The following is an 18108-nucleotide window of genomic DNA, read 5'->3' as shown; positions in this document are numbered from 1 at the left end:
TGATATGAAGCACTCTGTAACGTAAAATGCTTGCCAGAAGGTCTCAGAAAGAATCCATGAAGCCCTCCGGTCTTAGATTCTTTATTCCACACTAGTCTCCTCAAAAAACGCCGTTTTGTTTAATCTAATAGGCACTTCTTTATTCTTCCTTTCAAGCAGAAAAAACACAATGCCGGCGTATTCTATTCCCGAATCTGTCCACCCGCCATCAAAAGGTGCGGTGGTCCTTTCAATCCACAACAATATACCCGATCATCGGCCCGTTGCTGTCTCTATCAGGATGGGTAAGGCAGACCAGGCGGTAAATGCCTTCTTTATCAATCTTGACCGGCACTGATGTTTCACCGCCTTTTTTCACGATCCCTTTTATATCAGTTCCTTCAATGATGAAAGGATGTTCCATGCCGTTGATGCCGGAAATCTTTAAAACGACTTCTTCGCCTTCCTTGATGAAAATCGTTCCAGGATCCCAGCGGTATGCTTCAAGTTCCTTTCCATCAGGCAGCGTCGCCTTGAATTCGCCTGTGACCATGTGTATTTCTCTTGGAGCCGCCGCTGCTTTATCCTGGCTGAATACACTTATGCTGTCCTTGCCCAGCAAAAACCAGCCTGTTGCCGACACGACAGCTGCCAGCAGAACCAGTGCGAAAATAACGGTACTTCTTTTTAAAACTAAAAATGGCATATACAGATCCCCCTTTGAATTGATCTATATTAAAGATATGCCAGGGGGGCGGGGGAACTTGTCTTATTCCACAAAATATTTTTAATTTTTGTTCCAGCTGGGTAAAAGGCATAAAACAGGAAAGTTTCACCACACTATTCAGGACAACATTTTTGGCGAGGTGTAGTATGTACCGATTATTTACACATAATGATCTTGATGGGATAGGCTGCGGAATATTAGCAAAGCTTGCATATGGTGACAAGGCAGAGGTCCGCTATAATTCGGTCTCCGGATTGGATATACAGATAAGCCGTCATTTGGACCGGCTGAAAAACAAAGAAAAGAAACAGGATATACTGCTGATCACAGATTTATCTGTTAATGAAGAAAATGAACAGCGGCTAAGCCAGCTGCAGAAGGAGGGAGGCTCCGTGCAGCTGATCGATCACCATAAATCCGCTCTGCATCTGAACAGCAGCAGCTGGGCGAGTGTAACCGTGGAATATGATGACGGACGGCTTGCTTCTGCAACGTCCCTGTTTTTCGATTATCTGATCAAGAAAGACCACATAACCCCAACAGAAGCGCTTATAGAATTTGTAGAGCTCGTCAGGCAATATGATACATGGGAATGGGACCAGAACGGGAACATGAAGGCAAAACAGCTGAATGATCTCTTTTTCCTTCTTTCCATTGAAGAATTTGAAGAGAAGATGCTCGACCGGCTGAAAGATAGCGCGTCATTCGAGTTTGATGAATTTGAGAAAAAACTTCTCGAAATGGAAGAAGACAAGATTGAACGTTATATGAGAAGAAAAAAGCGGGAAATCGTCCAGGCTTTTATAGGGGAGCATTGTGCGGGAATTGTCCACGCAGAGTCTTACCACTCCGAGCTTGGCAATGAGCTTGGAAAGGAATTCCCTCACCTGGACTATATTGCCCTGCTCAGCATAGGCGGAAAAAGGATAAGCTACAGGACCATCCATGATCATATCGATGTTTCAGAAATAGCAGGAAGGTTCGGAGGCGGCGGGCATGCCAAAGCATCAGGCAGCAGCATGACTGAAGAGGCATTTTCCCTTTTTGTGAAAGACGTTTTTTCAGAAGACCCCATTAAGGGTGACGCCTATAAAAATGAACATAATCACAAAGAATCCGGCTCAGGCTCTCTATATGAGAACAGAAAGGGAGATCATTTCCTCATCTTCAAGGACAACGACTCATGGAAAATTGATGTGAATGGCCGAACAGCAGGGGAAGAATATGACAGCTTTACGGCTGCGGAACATGACCTCAAAAGGAACCATTCCGCCTGGCTGGCCAGAGACGAAAATTTCATCGATTATTTAAAAGATTTCTTCCTTGAAGCAAAACTGAATTCCAGCAAGGGAAACCGCCATTGATAATATGGCGGTTTTTTCCTGTAAAAAACATGCATGACAGAATATAATGGTAGTATCAGTCATAAGGAGGGGGAGAATGGCAGGTTTCATTGTATTTATCATCGTTTTCGTATTCATCTTTGGTATGGCGGTTTCTATCATCAGCGGCAATAAAGGAAAAAGGCGTCCGAGGCTGTATGCGGATGAATTGCCTGAAGGGCTTGGCATCGAAAAAGATGCGGCCAAACCGCTTGCACAGCATTTAGAAAAAGCAATGTCTGACGGATTTCAGTCCAATATAAAAAATAGAATGCTGAAAGAGCATCCTTCCTGGTCGGAAAAGCATTTTGACTGGGTATTCTTTGAGCTTAAAAGATTCTTTGTGCTAAGCAGCATCTTAAAATCGGTGCCGATGTTCAGCGGGAAAGTGGATGCAGTCTGGCATGAGATGCTTATGTTCACAAGAGATTATGAAGATTTCTCGAAAAAGTTCTACAACAGCTTTTTGCACCACACACCCAATATGGAGATAGTTCCCATCCCAGGGGAAAGAGCCTTTTTCGACTGGGTCTACCTTCAGGTCTTTTCTCCGGCAAGAAACAGCCGCTTGATTTGGGGAGAATTTTTGAGAACACCGATTGAGCAGGGCATTTTGCATGATTTCAGAACCAAATCTGAAGGAGAGCTTCTAGCAAAGTATTTCAGGGATGGAGAAGCTGCAAGAGAAATTCAGCTTTATCTGATCCGGCAGCTCAAAAATGATATCAGGGAAGCAGAAATGACTTTCAGCAAAAATGAAAAAAAGCCATTCACGCGAATTTCTTCTTCACATGATATGAGCATGCTTCTTCCGGCAGCCGTATTTTTCTCGATATATGAGCATGATGATTATTCATCACATATTGAAGAGGTGCTTCCTGTAGAAATGATGAAGAGCGGGTATGCGGGTGCGACCTCTTGTTCCGGTTTTGCCTGCAGCACTGATCATGATTCAGATTCCGGCAGCTGTTCAGGGGGGGCGAACTGTTCGGGCGGATCCAGCTGCTCAAGCTGCGGAGGAGGAGGCGGCTGCGGGGGAAGCTAGACCTTTGCAGCCCTGGATAAAAAGTGTTTTTAAACTAAATATGCAGCTTTTAAAAAAGCACACTGTTTGAAGCCATCTTAATAGATGGCTTTTCAATTTGGCCGGCTATATACCCAGCCTCAACATTCACCAAACCTGTTATTTTTCATTTTTGTAACAATTCATAAACAAGCCCATTTGCCGCAAAATATTTTGGTACAATCAAAATTAGGGAATTTAGCACTATCAAAATCAGCAAATGGAGATTGACAGATGAAGAAATTTTTATCCGCTTTAATGGTTTTCATGCTTACTGTACACGCCGGACAGAGCGCTGTCGCAAAAGAAGAAAAAGAACCTGCCATAGTGAGTGAGGCTGCGGTTTTAATTGATTCGCAATCAAATGCTATTTTATACAGCAAAAATGGATCTGACCGGATGTATCCAGCCAGCCTGACAAAGATTGCCACCGCTATTTATGCTATAAAAAAAGGAAATCTGGATGACATGGTGACTGTCAGCAGGAGTGCTGTTGAAACAGAAGGGACTAAGGTTTATTTAGAAGAAGGCGAGAAGACAACGCTCAGGCATCTGATCGAGGGGATGCTGATAAACTCAGGGAATGATGCTGCTGCAGCTATTGCCGAGCATATTGACGGAAATATAGAAGAGTATGAGAGAAATTTGAACACATTCCTGGAAAAAGAAGTGCATGTCCATAATACCCATTTTACAAATCCGCACGGCTTGTTTGATGAAAGGCATTATACGACAGCTGAAGACATGGCTCTTATTACCAGCTATGCCTTGAAAAACAATACCTTCAGAACGATTTACGGGACAAAAGAGCTCGCATGGGATGGAGAAAGCTGGGATACAACGATATTTACCCACCATCGGATGCTAAAAGGGGAAGTGCCATATACCGGGATAACCGGCGGAAAGACAGGGTTTGTGAACGAAAGCAAGCAGACGCTGGCCACTTCCGCAGAAAACGGAAAAATCCAGCTGACTGCCATCGTCATGAAAGCAGATTTCAAGAGGGATATCTATAATGATACAAAAACCTTATTTGACTACGGCTTCAGCCGTTTCAAGTCTTCTGTGATCAGCAAAGAAACTTCCTTTCAAAAAGGGGACCAGATTTATTTTAGCGGAAAAGACCGCTTTGTCACATTACCGCTGAATCATTTTGAAAAAATCGTCACAGAAGAAGGCCTTTTGAAAATCGTTGATGGAAGCGGAAAACTGATTCAAATCTTCCCCCTCGAGCCGGAGGCCGTAAAAGCTGCAGGTCCTTCTGAAGCGGTCCAGGCACAGGAAATTGAGGAGACACCGGTTAAGTCAGGGGTCTTTTACATGGTATTTGTGCTTTTACTGGCTTCTCTTTACATTATGTCACGGAAACTATACCGCAGAATCAAACAAAGGCATTGAATCAGCTGATTCAATGCCTTTTTATAAAAGAAAAGACTAAAGAGTAACCTTTAGTCTTCTGCGCCATTTATTGAAGCCTTGATTCAACCTGCTGGCAAACTTCATCTGCCGATAACCCGTTTGCCTCGATGACTGAAGATTGTGTGAAAGTATCCTGCATCCCCATAACATTGGAGTCCAGTCCTGTCACTACACAGCAGGAGCAATTCTGGGCATCCTCCTGAGTTTTCATGTCAATTACATCATAACCTTTCGCACGGAGTGCCTCCTGGATATTGGTAAGAGATTGTTCTACCGCAATACGTTTCGCCATAACTTACACCTCCTCTGAATGTTATGATGCCTGAAAGAGCGTGGTCTTATTCCCATGAATGAGATGGGACTTGGGAGTTAAAAGTAATAAACGGAGGTGTTTAAGATGGCCAAACATAAAAAAGATCCTTCCAAAACCGGCTTAAGCTCGCCTGAAGTTGAGGGACAGGGCACGACCAATAATGAAACAGGCAGGTTCAAAACTGATTCAGCAAGAAAAAAGACAAAAAAACAAGATGTCTGACCCCTGAAAATCTTAGCCTGATACTAAACCGGAACTTGATCAGGAATAAGAAAAACCAGGAAAGCAGTGCTTTCCTGGTTCACTTTTATTTATACATTTCAGCTACCTGTTTTTGCAGGTCTGTGTTTTCCAAGTATTCATCATAAGTCATTTGCTTATCAACAGTGCCGTTCGGAGTGATTTCAATGATCCGGTTTGCAATGGTCTGGATGAACTGATGGTCATGAGAAGCGAAGATCATGGAACCTTTGTAGCTGGTCAATCCGTTATTCAATGCTGTGATAGATTCAAGATCCAAATGGTTTGTCGGCTCATCAAGAAGAAGCACATTCGCACCGCTCAGCATCATCTTTGAAAGCATGCAGCGGACTTTTTCTCCACCAGAAAGCACGCTGGCTTTTTTCAGCACTTCTTCGCCTGAGAACAGCATTCTGCCAAGGAATCCGCGCAGGAAGCTTTCACTCTCATCCTGAGGGGAGAATTGGCGCAGCCAGTCAACAAGGTTAAGTTCGCTGTTTTCAAAATACTGCGAGTTGTCTTTAGGGAAATACGCCTGTGAAGTCGTGATGCCCCATTTAAATGAACCGCTGTCCGGTTCCATTTCTCCGGTAAGGATTTTGAACAATGCCGTTTTTGCAATTTCATCTGTACCGACAAGTGCAATTTTATCGTCTTTATTCATAATGAAGCTGACATTGTCGAGCACCTTGACACCGTCGATCGTCTTGCTGATACTGTCTACCCTTAAAAGATCATTTCCGATCTCGCGCTCCGGCGTGAATCCAACATAAGGATAACGGCGGGAAGAAGGCTTGATATCATCAAGGGAGATCTTATCGAGCAGCTTTTTCCGGGAAGTTGCCTGCTTGGATTTTGATGCATTTGCACTAAAACGGGCAATAAAGCTTTGCAGCTCTTTGATTTTTTCTTCTTTTTTCTTATTTGCATCAGATGCCATCCTGGAAGCCAGCTGGCTTGATTCATACCAGAAATCATAGTTCCCGACATAAACCTGGATTTTTCCGAAATCAAGATCGGCAATATGCGTACAAACTTTATTAAGGAAGTGCCTGTCATGGGAAACGACAATGACTGTGTTTTCGAAGTTGATCAGGAACTCCTCAAGCCAGCGGATTGCTTTGATATCCAAGTGGTTTGTAGGCTCATCTAGCAGAAGGACATCAGGCTTGCCAAATAGAGCCTGTGCAAGCAGGACTTTTACTTTATCTGATCCTGTAAGATCTTCCATCTTTTTATTATGGAGCTCTTCGCCAATTCCAAGGCCTTTAAGCAGGATGGCCGCTTCAGATTCAGCTTCCCAGCCGTTCAGTTCAGCAAATTCACCTTCCAGCTCAGCTGCCTTCATTCCATCTTCATCAGAGAAATCAGCTTTCATATAGATGGCGTCTTTTTCCTGCATAACCTGGTATAGGCGGGCATGGCCCATGATGACCGTCGTAAGTACCTCATGCTCCTCATACTCATAGTGGTTCTGCTTTAATACTGCAAGACGTTCTCCTGGGCCAAGTGATACATTACCCGTCTGGGACTCGATTTCTCCAGAGAGGATTTTCAGGAATGTCGACTTCCCGGCACCATTGGCGCCGATAAGGCCATAGCAGTTACCGGGATTGAATTTAATATTAACATCTTCGAACAGCTTCCTGTCGCCATAACGAAGACCTACGTTGCTGACAGTTATCATATAGGTTTGATTCCTCCAAAAAAAACAATATCGTAAGAATTATAACACTTTCAGCGTCCAAGAGCGAATCTTTCCAACAGGTGCCTATGAAAAGAAAAAGGCAGAATAAGAAGAAAGGCAAGAGAAAAAGTTTCAGCTGAGAAGAAATGGGAAATAGATAGAGTAAATCAGCTGACTCAGAATGCGTGCCAATTTTTTATAAATAAAATTATCAAAAATTATTCACATTTAATTTGCCGAATGTCATAGTTTTTTCATATTTTTCATGTAAAATGAAAACATACAGGCAAAACAAAGGAGTTTTTTGACATGGCTAAAAAGCAGCTCGTCGATTTAGTTAACCGTTTGAAAAAATCCGGCATAAAGATAAGCTTCACTAAGCCAAAATCTGACTACCTGCTGCACATTAACCAGGCCGGAAAGATATCTTCCTCCACGAACTGAGACTAGAGAGGTACAGGAGACAGGCACATATACAGCTGTCTCCTGTTGTGCAGCCTGAAGAACATAAGAAACATACGAATGAATATACATACAAAAGGCTGACCTGCCTCTCCGGCAGTCAGCCTTTTTCGTGCTTAAGAAAAAATCCAGGCCGTGGGAACCCTGGATTTACAGCTCCTTCAAAATCTTCTTATACACTTCTTTTCTATCAAAACTTTCACCCATTGGGAACTTTTTAATATATTTATTGTCTTTATCCAGGAGATAAACATAGGTGCTGTGCACATAGAAGCCATCCCCGGGATCACGGTACTGAAACTGGAAGGCATTGGCGAGCTCCTGTATTTCCTGCTGGTCTTCTTTCATGCTGTCTCGATCTCCAGTCAGGAACACCCAGTTCCCGTCTTTATTAATTTCAAAAGTGTCCATATACTTACTCAGCACTTCAGGTGTGTCGCGATAAGGGTCAATGGTTACTGTCATGAATTTTACTTTATTGCCAAAAACATGATCTTTCTCCAGATCGCTTCTGAGCATATTCATTTTTTGTGTTGTTGTGGGACAGATATCAGGACAATGGGTATAGATAAATTCAACTAATGTTAAGGTCTGTCCACGCTCGCTGAAATCATAGGTTTCACCATTTTCATTAATCAATGATAGATCTTCAGGAATTTCTGCTGAATGATCCCTGATGACAAAAAAAGCAATCCCTGCAGAAATCCCGGCAATAATAAGGATAGAGCTGATCCAATAAAGTTTCTTCATTTCGTTCCCTCCCACTTAAGAATAGGGAAGAGAAGGAAAAAATGACATGGATATTATGTGAAATTTTAAAAGCAGGAGCAAAAAAATATTCATCCGGCTCCGTGGCATATGGACAGCACTATCTGGGTGATTCGATAATTTCTCAAGTAGAGTTATAAAAGAAAAAAAGGAGCCCGCGGGCCCCTCTTTTAATGATTGGATCAGTTCATTCCGATCCAGACGCTCTTCACTTCTGTATAATTATTCAAAGCGTAGGATCCCATTTCCCGGCCCATGCCAGACTGTTTATAGCCGCCGAATGGGGAGGCTGCGTCAAAGGCATTATAGCAGTTGACCCAAACAGTTCCTGCCCTGAGCTGACTGGCGATATAATGGGCTTTGGAGACGTCCTTCGTCCAGACGCCCGCCGCCAGGCCGTATTCGCTGTTATTTGCCCTGGCAATCAGTTCATCAAGATCTTCATACGGCATCGCCGAGATGACAGGACCAAAGATTTCTTCTTTGGCAATCGTCATCTCATCACGTACATCGGCAAAGATAGTAGGGGAGACAAAATAACCTTCTTCATATGGCTTATTTCCGCCGACAAGCAGTTCCGCTCCTTCGCTGACGCCTTTTTCAATATATCCAAGGACCCTGTTCTGCTGTTCTGTTGAAACGAGAGGGCCTATCTGCGTATCAGCATGCAGGCCGGCACCCTGCTTGATCTTCTTGGCATGATCTACCATATCGGACACTACATTATCAAACTGCTTTTTCTGGATGAACACACGCGATCCTGCACAGCATACCTGGCCCTGGTTGAACATGACTCCGTTCAATGCGCCTGGGATGGCCTTTGTCATGTCGGCATCAGGAAGGATGATATTCGGCGACTTCCCGCCAAGTTCCAGCGTGACACGTTTCAGTGTCTTGGAAGCCCTTTGCATGATCATTTTTCCGACCTCTGTAGAACCGGTGAACGCGATCTTATCGACCAGAGGATGATCCACAAGCGGCTGGCCTGCTGTTTCACCAAAGCCGGGGACGATATTCACGACTCCTTCAGGGAAGCCCGCTTCCTGGATTAATTCTGCCAGATACAGAGCGGAGAGAGGTGTCTGCTCTGCCGGCTTGAGAACAACCGTACATCCTGTGGCGAGTGCCGCCCCAAGCTTCCACATTGCCATGAGGAGAGGGAAGTTCCAAGGGATGATCTGGCCGACCACTCCAACAGCCTCGTGGCGTGTATAGTTAAAGAATGGGCCGTTTACCGGAATTGTCTGTCCGACGATTTTTGTCGTCCAGCCCGCATAGTAGCGCATATGCTCAACAGCAAGCGGGATATCAGCTGCAGAGGTTTCCCTGATTGGCTTACCGTTGTCCAGGGTTTCAAGCTGTGCCAGCTCTTCTTTGTGTTCTTCCATTAAATCTGCGAGTTTATACATTAATCTGCTTCTTTTAGCGCTGCCCATCTTGGACCATTTTCCTTCATCAAATGCCTTCCTTGCAGCGAGCACGGCTCTATCAATGTCTTCAGGACCTGCTTCATACAGGGTCGCCAGAACTTCACCGGTAGCAGGGTTATAGCTTTCAAATGTTTTCTGAGAGGCGCTTTCCACGAATTCTCCATTAATGAAAAGCTTTTTCTTTCCGGCCAGGAACTTTTCTACTTTTTCCTTCAAATTAATTGTTAATTGGGTCATTGCAATTCCTCCCTGAAATTAATTTATGTAGCCAAAAGCCTATTTTGATAGCGCTTCCATAAACTATGTTAGCATTTACAGATTCTATTATTCAAATAAAAAGAGAACAAATTTTCAGATAGTTTTCGACAATATTCTTATGCGCTTTTTGTCTATCCCTCCAAATTTCTGATAAAAAGAAAAATTCTATTTACTTCTGTGGCCTCCCTTGTATATGATTATATTGTATTAAATAATTTGTTCAGCAAAAGGGGTATGTTGTATGTTAGGTGCCGTTCTTAACTAAACCGTTAATCAAATACGGTCATTCCGGGGCTCTTTCTTAAAAGATTAAGGAAGGGAACTTTTATTTAAGTGTGCCCATGGAATAGAGTTAAGAACTCGGTCATAGCCTGCAGCATTTTCTATCAGTGGAAAGCTGTGTTCTTTGAGCACAGCTTTTTTGAATACTGATATATGCTGAATCCTATTTTTGGGAGCCGCAATGATATAGTTCATTGCGGCTTTTTGTATTGATAAAAAGGAGGAAAAAAATTGAATTCACACACTTATGAGTCTTTAGATTTCCATGTGGTAAAAGAAAATGCGGCTCAATTCGCTTTGACGGAAGGAGGAAGAAAAAAGATACTCAGCATGGAGCCATCCTTTCTAAAAGGCCAGATCGAAGCACTGGCAGACGAAACTGCTGAGGCAGCTGCAATTCTTAAAACCGGAAGCAGTGTTCCCATCGGCAGTATGAAAGGGGTTGAAGCCCTGCTGTCATCATTCCACAAAGGAATTGTGCTGCGGGTAGAACAGCTTAGCAGGCTATATGAATTTCTGCAATCCTGCAAGAAGCTTAAGAAGTATATGAAAGACAAGTCTAACCTTGCTCCAAGAATATCTTCCTATATACTCTCTGTTGACGAGCTGCCTTTCCTTGCAGAAGAACTAATGCGCTGCATCCGGAATGGGGGGATAGATGACCATGCCAGCAAGGACCTCCTGAAGATCCGCAAACAGATTGCTATCCAGGAAGAAAGGCTTAAGGAAAAATTGAACCAGATCCTGAAATCAGCTAAATATAAAGAGGTTTTGCAGGAGGGGGTAGTCAGCCAGAGGAATGGCCGGTATGTGGTGCCGGTAAAGAAGGAATACAGGTATAAGATCAAAGGGTCAGTGCTGGACAGAAGTGCTTCAGGTTCAACCCTTTTTATTGAACCTGAAGAAATCGGAGCACACCAGGACCAGCTGAATTGGCTGCATTCAGATGAAGAGTCGGAAATCCTGAACATTCTCTTGTACTTGACAGGGCTGGCGGAGGATAAGCATGAAGAAATCAAGCTGGCGGCCGAGACAATGATCCATTATGATATCGTTTTTGCAAAGGGAAAATACGGGCTGGCGATTGAGGGCATCCCAGTTTGTTTTCAGGATGATCAGTCTTTCCGCCTCCTTGATGCCAGACATCCTTCGCTGGGGAGCTCAGCAGTCCCTCTAACAATAGAGCTTGGACAGAGCGGAACTACAGCCCTTGTGATAACGGGACCGAATACAGGAGGCAAAACAGTTGCCATCAAAACGGTCGGCCTGCTCGCCCTGATGGCTCAATGCGGTCTGCTTCTCCCGGTTTCCCAGGGAAGCTCAATGGGCATATTCCAGAAGATCCTGGTTGATATAGGGGACGGCCAAAGCATTGAAGAAAACTTAAGCACCTTCAGCTCCCGGATAAAAAATATAGGCGAAATCTTAGAAGAATCCACTGCTGACTCCCTGGTGCTTCTGGATGAACTTGGCTCAGGCACTGACCCGGGGGAGGGAATGGGGCTGGCAGCAGCTATTCTGGAGCAGCTGCACAGGAAAGGAGCTGCTATCCTGGCAACAACGCACTATAAAGAGATCAAATCTTTTGCAGAGCATCATGAAGGCTTTATAAATGGAAGCATGGAATTTGATCTTGCCACCTTAAAGCCAACATACAGGCTGAAAATAGGAGAGTCAGGAGAAAGCCAGGCATTTGCCATCGCTTTAAAGCTTGGAATCCATCCGAAGCTGATTGAAAGGGCTCATTACTATTCATACGGGATAGAGAAGAGCTATCCACAGGAACTTTCAGATGATACAGCAAAGAAAAAGATGGAGAGGCAAATATTTGTTCAGAAGCACGAAAAGAAAAGAGAGAAGACAGCAAAAATAGAAAAGCCTGCCGCCTTTAAAACAGGTGACAATGTACTCTATACAAGTACAGGTGAACTGGGGATTATCTATAAAGGACCAGACAGCCGGGATCAATATATTGTGCAAATTAAAGGAGAGAAAAAGGAGATCAACTCTAAAAGACTCAAGCTGTATATTAAGGCAGAGGAGCTATATCCGGAAGAATATGATTTTTCCATCATATTTGATACAAAAGAGAATCGGAAAGTTCTGAAGCAGATGGGTAAGAAGCATGTAAAAGGTTTAAGTGCAGATGCTGATGATTAACATATAAAAAGAAAGGAAAGAAGCGAAGTGCTTCTTTCCTTTTTGCATACTTACAAAAGCATTCCTGCAATTGCTGCGCTCAACAATGAAGCCAGCGCACCTGCTACGACTGCTTTGAATCCGAGTTTAGCGATATCGCCTCTCCGGTCGGGAGCCAGGTTTCCAAGACCGCCAAGAAGGATGGCCATGGATGAAATATTGGCAAATCCGCATAGAGCGAAGCTGATGATGGCTGAAGTTTTTTCAGACAGATTCCCGATTTCAGGGGCAAAGGAAGAATAGGCCACAAATTCATTCAGAACAAGCTTTTGACCGATATATCCCCCAGCCTGAACCGCTTCTGACCACGGAACACCTACCGCAAATGCAATTGGCGAGAATACATAGCCGAGAATCATTTCAAGAGACAGATTGTCTGCACCGAATAGCCCGCCGGCAAAGCCGATCAATCCGTTAATCATAGCAACAAGCGCTATGAACGCCAAAAGCATGGCACCGATATTCAATGCAAGCTGAAGGCCGACACTGGCGCCTTTTGCGGCTGCATCTACTACATTGACAGATTCTGTATCTTTCTCAATAGTAATCTCTTTATCTGTCTGTGATTGTTCTGTTTCCGGAATCATGATCTTTGCTAATACCAGGCCTGCAGGAGCAGCCATGAAGCTGGCAGCAAGGAGATATTCCAGCGGCACCCCCAGCAGGGAGTAACCGATAAGGACTGAACCTGCAACTGAAGCAAGTCCGCCCGTCATGACAGCGAATAATTCCGACCGGGTCATCTTACTGATGAATGGACGGACGATGAGAGGAGCTTCTGTCTGGCCCACAAAAATATTTGCTGCTGCAGAAATGGATTCTGCCTTGCTTGTCCCCAGCAGTTTTGAAAGTCCTCCGCCGATAATCTTGATAACCCACTGCATGACACCAATGTAATAAAGAACAGAGATTAAAGATGAGAAGAATATGACAGTCGGCAGAACCTGAAAGGCAAATACCATCCCGATATTCGTTCCATCGGCAAACAGGCCGCCAAACAGGAAGTTGATTCCTTCGTTCGCATAGCCTACGATATTGTTCACCGTTTCAGTGAGCATCTCTAGTGCTTTTTTCCCCGCATTCCATTTTAAAACAGCAAAAGCAAAGATAAGCTGTATGGCAAGTCCGCCAGCTATCGTCCTTAGATTGATCGCTTTTCTGTTTGAAGAGAAGAGAAGTGCGATTCCAAGAACGACTGCAATCCCAAATAGTCCCCAAAGTAAATTCATCAGTTCCACCCCTTAACAACTAATAGTAATCTCTAGCTTATAAAAATCTTCATAAACGTCTTCCAAATGTTGTATGAGAACAGACGTCAGACATCCAACTAATTTACCTGTTTCATTTTAACATGAATCCGTTTACAGTCCAGTATTTTGTTTAATAAAATTGTTTAGAAAATTAATACATGGATTCTATTTTCCATATTCGCTTTTGCGGAAAATTAAATATGGTTAGTCTGAGCAGGTTCAGGGAAACAGAAGAAAAAACAAAGGGGGGATTGGATGGATCCTTATTTTTTCGGTATTTATGCTATCATTTACACTCTGCTGCTGGTTTGGGGAATTTTTCTTTTATTTAAAAAGGGAAGGTCCACATACGGAGATGTGCTGCTAGTTGTGATTGCCGGCCTGATCTATGATAATAGCATCCTTGCAGCAGGACGGATAGCCGGAGAATCTGACATGCTTCTGTCTCTCAATAGAATGCGATTTATTTTACATGCCGCCGCAACACCTCTCCTCGTTCTCTTTGCCTGGTATGCTGCAAAAGAATCGGGTGCAAGGGTGCTTGATCAAAAGAAAAGCCTGGGGATTGCCTGGATCATAACCATTGTCTTAATGTCTATAGAATTCTTTGCCATCAGGAATCTTCAGCTTGAGGCAGTAACTGAATACGGGGTGCTGAAATATGCACCATTGCATGCTCACGGTCCTCCAATAATGGTGATCGGTGTATCGGTCTTTCTCTTGATATCCGGAGTTATTGTCTGGAAAAAAACAGGCTGGTTCTGGATGTTTGCCGGAATTGCTATTATGGCTGCAGGAAGTGCTGTACCATTTGATCCAGGCAGTGCTGCAGTTACGAATCTGTTTGAGCTAATCTTAATTGCCAGCCTGCTTTTGACAAAAAAATATTTGGATAGGAATGCCGTATAAAAATGCGGGGCAGAAATTGCTCCGCACTTTTTTTCGCAACATATACTGGTCCAGCTTTAGGAATATCCGCACTTGTCCCCGGACGTTTGTCCATTAGCTGACAGGCCCTCCTGCATATGATGTTAGCGGACAACATATCGGAGGTGATTGAAATGTCAAGAAGCTATTACAATCAGTGCAGAGGCGGCATGGGCCGAATGGTGCGGATCCGGACTGTGCATGGAAGAGAGCATGTGGGAGTTATTGAACGTGTTACACCTTCAAAGGTTTTTATCAGACCTGCAGGCGGCAGGAATTACGGCGGCCACGGCTATGGAGAGTTTGATGGATTTGCGTATCCTTACGGCTGGGGCTGGGGCTGGGGAGGCTTTGGCATCGGCATTGCGTTCGGAGCAATTGCTGCTTTAGCTTTTGTCCCATTTCTATGGTAGGAGCTCAATTAAGCACAAAGATACTATTAGCCCATTCAAAACAGTCATCCTTCTCATACAATACCCTAGGTCGTGCATAAAGGGGGTGCAATGAATGAGCGGTGGAGCTGGATACGGCTACGGCGGCGGGTTTGCCCTTATCGTCGTGCTTTTCATCCTTTTGATTATTGTTGGCGCTGCTTATGTTGGGGGAGGCTTCTAATCCTTTCTGCATTTGAGCAAAAGGAATCTGTTTTCAGGCAGATTCCTTTTTGCGTTTTCCCCCTAAACCATTCTTGCTCGCATGGATGATCTCCCTGAATTAAAATCCTGAAAAAGAAAACAATATAATGACAGCCTCAAGGAGGGATTCATCATGCCAAAAGAAGCACAGGATGACATGTCACAATACAAAATGCCGGATGCGTTAAAGAAACAGCGCAATTCATCCTACCAAGTCGGCTATACCGCTACAACAGGCAATCAAACCGGCGGAGAACCTGAAGTGGGCAAAAGGGCAGACTATAAGAATTGACTTGAATCAAGCTGCGCTATGCAGCTTGATTCTGTCACTTTATCTTGCTCTTGCTACAATGCCATTGTGCACTTTTATAAATCCGTGCTGAAGAATTTCCAGTCCGTTTTCATACATATAAAGCCCCATCTGTTCGACTGTCATAAGCTCCCGGTACGTGTGGTTCATAACATCGGCCATTATTTCATAATAAAGCTTGGACCTGAGCTGTGCTCTTGGAGTCGTCATAATGATATACCCTGATGGTTTCACAAAACTTCTGTGCCAATCGACCACCTCGGGCTTTAATTTGTCAGGGAAATGCTCCAGCAGCCCCACGCTCAAGACAATATCAAATTCCTTCCCATAAGGCAGATTCCTGATATCCTCCACTACATAGTCAATTTGGAAATCATTTTTGTAAAAAGCTTTTCTGCCCCCTGTTTGTTTATTTTGGCCAAGGAAGGGATATGATTCTGGAAATTCATCAAAGCGTGCATCCCTGCAAAACGGATCATAATCCACCAGTACTGCTTCTCCGCCTGGATACATGGCAGACAGCTGCATTGCTTCATATCCTTCTGCAGCACCTAAAAACAGGATACGGGGCTTTTCAAGGTCCAAGTTGGCAAATAGGCCTCTTTTTCCGCGCGGATCCCAAATCCCATCCTGAATCCTGTGAACATAATTCCATAGTGACAGCCTTACCAGCTCGCCCAAAGCTGATTTCGCTGCACGGGGCTTCATCATAGCTGCATTTTTCAAGAATTCCTTCTTAGACCTGTCCATTTCGGCTGGGACATCCTTAACAAACCACTGATGAAAGGAACGGTTGAACATTTCCCAGGATGTATGGACGGGAAGTTCCTTTTCATGCTCCCTTTCCCAGTCATGCTTTTCTTTTGCAAATGATGTCACTTCGTACGGCTTCCCGATGTCTTTCCACGAGAGCAAGGACCAATCCCTTACAGTGTTCATCTTAATGAATCTGCCGGCCTGCTTTTCCGTATACTCGCGCATATCCTTCCTGTAAGAGGGAAGGAGAGAGGTTTCCTCCTGAATCTCATCTGCTTTTATTTCGGTTTCAAGCAACAATACCACCCCGTTTGTAAGCGTTATCAATATTTATTCAACACAGGAAATGTCAATCCCTTTAAAAGGCGGAAATAAAACGACTTTCCTATGGCTTTACTGATTCATATTGTGATGGGACCATTTAGCTGGATAATCCTCGTGACTAATAGTGTGTTTACAGGTCTGTAGAACTTGATTTCACAAAAATGATCTAATCATTAGCAGCAATGACACAAAAACCGTCTAAAGATAAAAAGAGCAGGATATCCTGCTCTTAAATCGCCGCAGCCATCTTTTTTCTTTCTAATGTTAGAGCCGCAAACAGGAAGGAAAGCGCTGCTGCAAAACGAACAGCTGAAGTTATGCTCATAGCCGATAACATACCGAAATGATCAAGCAGGAACACTCCGAATTGCGGGGCGATAAAACCGACAAGGGATAACAAAAAGTTATAGTTGGCTATATAGCTGGTCCGGTTTTTTTCCGGCGAAGCATTAAGAAGCTGATTGAACAGTAGCAGATTAGTCCCCGAAACAAAAAGGCCGATCCATAGATTGATTAGCGTCAGGTAAACAAGATTGGATGAAGCGACTGTAAGGAGCGGGGCCGTTGCCATGCCAGCTGCTGCGATGAATAGGCTAAAGCTGTTGCCTTTCCTGTCCGCCGCTTTAGCCCACCATTTAATGCTGACAATCTGGGCCAGCTGGTTGGTTACAGAAAACAGGGAAAGCCACAGGGCAGTAGCTCCTGCTTCCTTTATTTGATATATGCTGAAAATGGACCATGCCATCTGAGCACCAAAATTAAATAAAAGTCCGCAGACAACAAATGTAAGGAATGGCTTGTGCCTGAAAACAGCTAATGATAGTTTCTTTGTCTTGATGCCCTCTTCCGGCTTTTCTTTTATCACCGGGCTTTCTTTATGCTTAAAAAGGTAATAAACTTCCAGCAGCGCAAAGAGGAAGCCGAGCACAAAGAGAAATTGATACGGAAAAGGTGAACCTTGGTCATACTGCTGCAGGAAAAATCCTGTCCCGAAAGTTATAAACATGGCAGCAATTGTATTAAGGCGGTTGCGTGTGCTAAAGAATTCACCGCGTCTTTTTTCAGGGACCAGATCTCCGATCATGGACTGCCAGGACAGTCCGGAAACAGCTCCCGGGAAATTGAGCAGACCAATAAGCCCAACAAGAAACCATGGCGCATATTCCTTTGGCAGGAAAGGTACAAATAAAATCAGCATAAAAAGAAATCTTGTCGCAAATGTAGAAGCAACAGCCACCCTTTTTTTGCTCCGTGAACGATTGATCCAAACTGCTCCAGGAATGATGGCCAGAAGGCCGATGATAGAAGGAAGGGAACTTATCAGTCCCATCTGCTGATTTGTTGCCTCGAGAACACTGATGGCCAGTAGGGGGATGTAGCCGTTGACCGCATTCGTAGAAATAGTAGAAGCCAGGCCATTATAGATGCTCAGCTTTTCATTTTGTGTATATTTCAATTCTTAATCTCCTTTTTCCTTTTTCGTTGCCGAAATGGATTGTATGCTTTCGCTTCTCAAAAAACAATACATTTGGCATAAAAAGGGTAAAAGGCGGGACCTTCTCGATTAAGAACATAGACCTATCGAAGGACTTATGTCACATGACAAAATCATTATTGCCACTGGAATAATTTAACTTTACCGGTAAAATCTTTCCATGTTTCCTCTATAGTTTACGTTTTTCCACCAGGGGTACTTA

18 protein-coding genes are annotated in these 18108 nt (G+C 43.9%); 10 read left to right on the top strand and 8 right to left on the bottom strand.

Going from position 1 to position 18108, the window contains the following annotated elements:
- Positions 1-229: 229 nt before the first annotated feature.
- Positions 230-685: a cupredoxin domain-containing protein gene (locus CYJ37_RS02530; RefSeq protein ID WP_094769005.1), complete on the bottom strand. Its 456-nt coding sequence runs from the start codon at positions 683-685 to the stop codon at positions 230-232.
- A 167-nt stretch (positions 686-852) separates the two neighbouring features.
- On the opposite strand from CYJ37_RS02530, the gene CYJ37_RS02525 reads away from it, so the two are divergent.
- The 3 genes from CYJ37_RS02525 to CYJ37_RS02515 all read left to right on the top strand — a co-directional run bounded on the left by CYJ37_RS02525 (position 853) and on the right by CYJ37_RS02515 (position 4549).
- The gene (locus CYJ37_RS02525) at positions 853-2070 is read left to right on the top strand and encodes a DHH family phosphoesterase (RefSeq protein ID WP_101547765.1); all 1218 of its coding nucleotides are present in this window, start codon (positions 853-855) and stop codon (positions 2068-2070) included.
- 76 nt (positions 2071-2146) lie between these two features.
- Positions 2147-3133, top strand: a complete 987-nt coding sequence (locus tag CYJ37_RS02520) for a hypothetical protein (RefSeq protein ID WP_224950314.1) — start codon at positions 2147-2149, stop codon at positions 3131-3133.
- A 252-nt stretch (positions 3134-3385) separates the two neighbouring features.
- The gene (locus CYJ37_RS02515) at positions 3386-4549 is read left to right on the top strand and encodes a D-alanyl-D-alanine carboxypeptidase family protein (protein ID WP_009793807.1); all 1164 of its coding nucleotides are present in this window, start codon (positions 3386-3388) and stop codon (positions 4547-4549) included.
- A gap of 67 nt (positions 4550-4616) precedes the next feature.
- Here CYJ37_RS02515 and CYJ37_RS02510 read toward each other — a convergent pair whose 3' ends face one another.
- A complete protein-coding gene (locus CYJ37_RS02510; protein WP_009793808.1) occupies positions 4617-4862 on the bottom strand; it encodes a YkuS family protein in 246 nt (81 codons plus the stop codon).
- A 105-nt stretch (positions 4863-4967) separates the two neighbouring features.
- On the opposite strand from CYJ37_RS02510, the gene CYJ37_RS02505 reads away from it, so the two are divergent.
- Entirely contained in the window at positions 4968-5105 is a 138-nt protein-coding gene (locus CYJ37_RS02505; RefSeq protein WP_101547764.1) for a YuzL family protein, read from the top strand.
- 85 nt (positions 5106-5190) lie between these two features.
- Here the strand turns inward: CYJ37_RS02505 and CYJ37_RS02500 are convergent, their stop codons facing one another.
- Positions 5191-6810, bottom strand: coding sequence for an ABC-F family ATP-binding cassette domain-containing protein (locus CYJ37_RS02500; RefSeq protein ID WP_094769009.1), 1620 nt, complete (start codon positions 6808-6810; stop codon positions 5191-5193).
- A 309-nt stretch (positions 6811-7119) separates the two neighbouring features.
- Between CYJ37_RS02500 and CYJ37_RS27580 the strand changes: the two genes are divergently transcribed.
- Positions 7120-7254, top strand: coding sequence for a hypothetical protein (locus CYJ37_RS27580; RefSeq protein ID WP_009793811.1), 135 nt, complete (start codon positions 7120-7122; stop codon positions 7252-7254).
- Positions 7255-7422: 168 nt separating this feature from the next.
- Here the strand turns inward: CYJ37_RS27580 and CYJ37_RS02495 are convergent, their stop codons facing one another.
- On the bottom strand, positions 7423-8022 hold the full coding sequence (locus CYJ37_RS02495) for an SCO family protein (protein WP_009793812.1): 600 nt from the start codon (positions 8020-8022) through the stop codon (positions 7423-7425).
- A 200-nt stretch (positions 8023-8222) separates the two neighbouring features.
- The gene (locus CYJ37_RS02490; protein ID WP_009793813.1) at positions 8223-9707 is read right to left on the bottom strand and encodes an aldehyde dehydrogenase family protein; all 1485 of its coding nucleotides are present in this window, start codon (positions 9705-9707) and stop codon (positions 8223-8225) included.
- A 534-nt stretch (positions 9708-10241) separates the two neighbouring features.
- Between CYJ37_RS02490 and CYJ37_RS02485 the strand changes: the two genes are divergently transcribed.
- Positions 10242-12170 carry an endonuclease MutS2 gene (locus CYJ37_RS02485; RefSeq protein ID WP_094769011.1) on the top strand — a complete coding sequence of 643 codons (1929 nt, stop codon included), beginning with the start codon at positions 10242-10244 and terminating at the stop codon, positions 12168-12170.
- 50 nt (positions 12171-12220) lie between these two features.
- Here CYJ37_RS02485 and CYJ37_RS02480 read toward each other — a convergent pair whose 3' ends face one another.
- Positions 12221-13438, bottom strand: coding sequence for a NupC/NupG family nucleoside CNT transporter (locus CYJ37_RS02480; RefSeq protein WP_009793816.1), 1218 nt, complete (start codon positions 13436-13438; stop codon positions 12221-12223).
- Positions 13439-13714: 276 nt separating this feature from the next.
- On the opposite strand from CYJ37_RS02480, the gene CYJ37_RS02475 reads away from it, so the two are divergent.
- The 4 genes from CYJ37_RS02475 to CYJ37_RS26995 all read left to right on the top strand — a co-directional run bounded on the left by CYJ37_RS02475 (position 13715) and on the right by CYJ37_RS26995 (position 15313).
- Positions 13715-14368, top strand: coding sequence for a hypothetical protein (locus tag CYJ37_RS02475; protein ID WP_094769012.1), 654 nt, complete (start codon positions 13715-13717; stop codon positions 14366-14368).
- A 152-nt stretch (positions 14369-14520) separates the two neighbouring features.
- Complete coding sequence (locus tag CYJ37_RS02470; RefSeq protein WP_094769013.1) at positions 14521-14799, top strand: hypothetical protein; 279 nt, start codon at positions 14521-14523, stop codon at positions 14797-14799.
- Positions 14800-14893: 94 nt separating this feature from the next.
- Entirely contained in the window at positions 14894-15001 is a 108-nt protein-coding gene (locus CYJ37_RS02465) for a YjcZ family sporulation protein (RefSeq protein WP_009793819.1), read from the top strand.
- Between the two features lie 153 nt (positions 15002-15154).
- Positions 15155-15313, top strand: a complete 159-nt coding sequence (locus CYJ37_RS26995; RefSeq protein ID WP_009793820.1) for a hypothetical protein — start codon at positions 15155-15157, stop codon at positions 15311-15313.
- 39 nt (positions 15314-15352) lie between these two features.
- Here CYJ37_RS26995 and CYJ37_RS02460 read toward each other — a convergent pair whose 3' ends face one another.
- Positions 15353-16393, bottom strand: coding sequence for a class I SAM-dependent methyltransferase (locus tag CYJ37_RS02460; RefSeq protein ID WP_224950343.1), 1041 nt, complete (start codon positions 16391-16393; stop codon positions 15353-15355).
- Between the two features lie 247 nt (positions 16394-16640).
- Positions 16641-17867: an MFS transporter gene (locus CYJ37_RS02455; RefSeq protein ID WP_101547762.1), complete on the bottom strand. Its 1227-nt coding sequence runs from the start codon at positions 17865-17867 to the stop codon at positions 16641-16643.
- Positions 17868-18108 lie beyond the last annotated feature (241 nt).

It is taken from the genome of Bacillus sp. UMB0728, from assembly GCF_002858875.1.
GTDB classification, from domain to species: Bacteria; Bacillota; Bacilli; order Bacillales; family Cytobacillaceae; genus Bacillus_AB; species Bacillus_AB infantis.
Note: the sequence above shows the minus strand (reverse complement) of the source record. Positions and strands in the feature narration are given on the sequence as shown.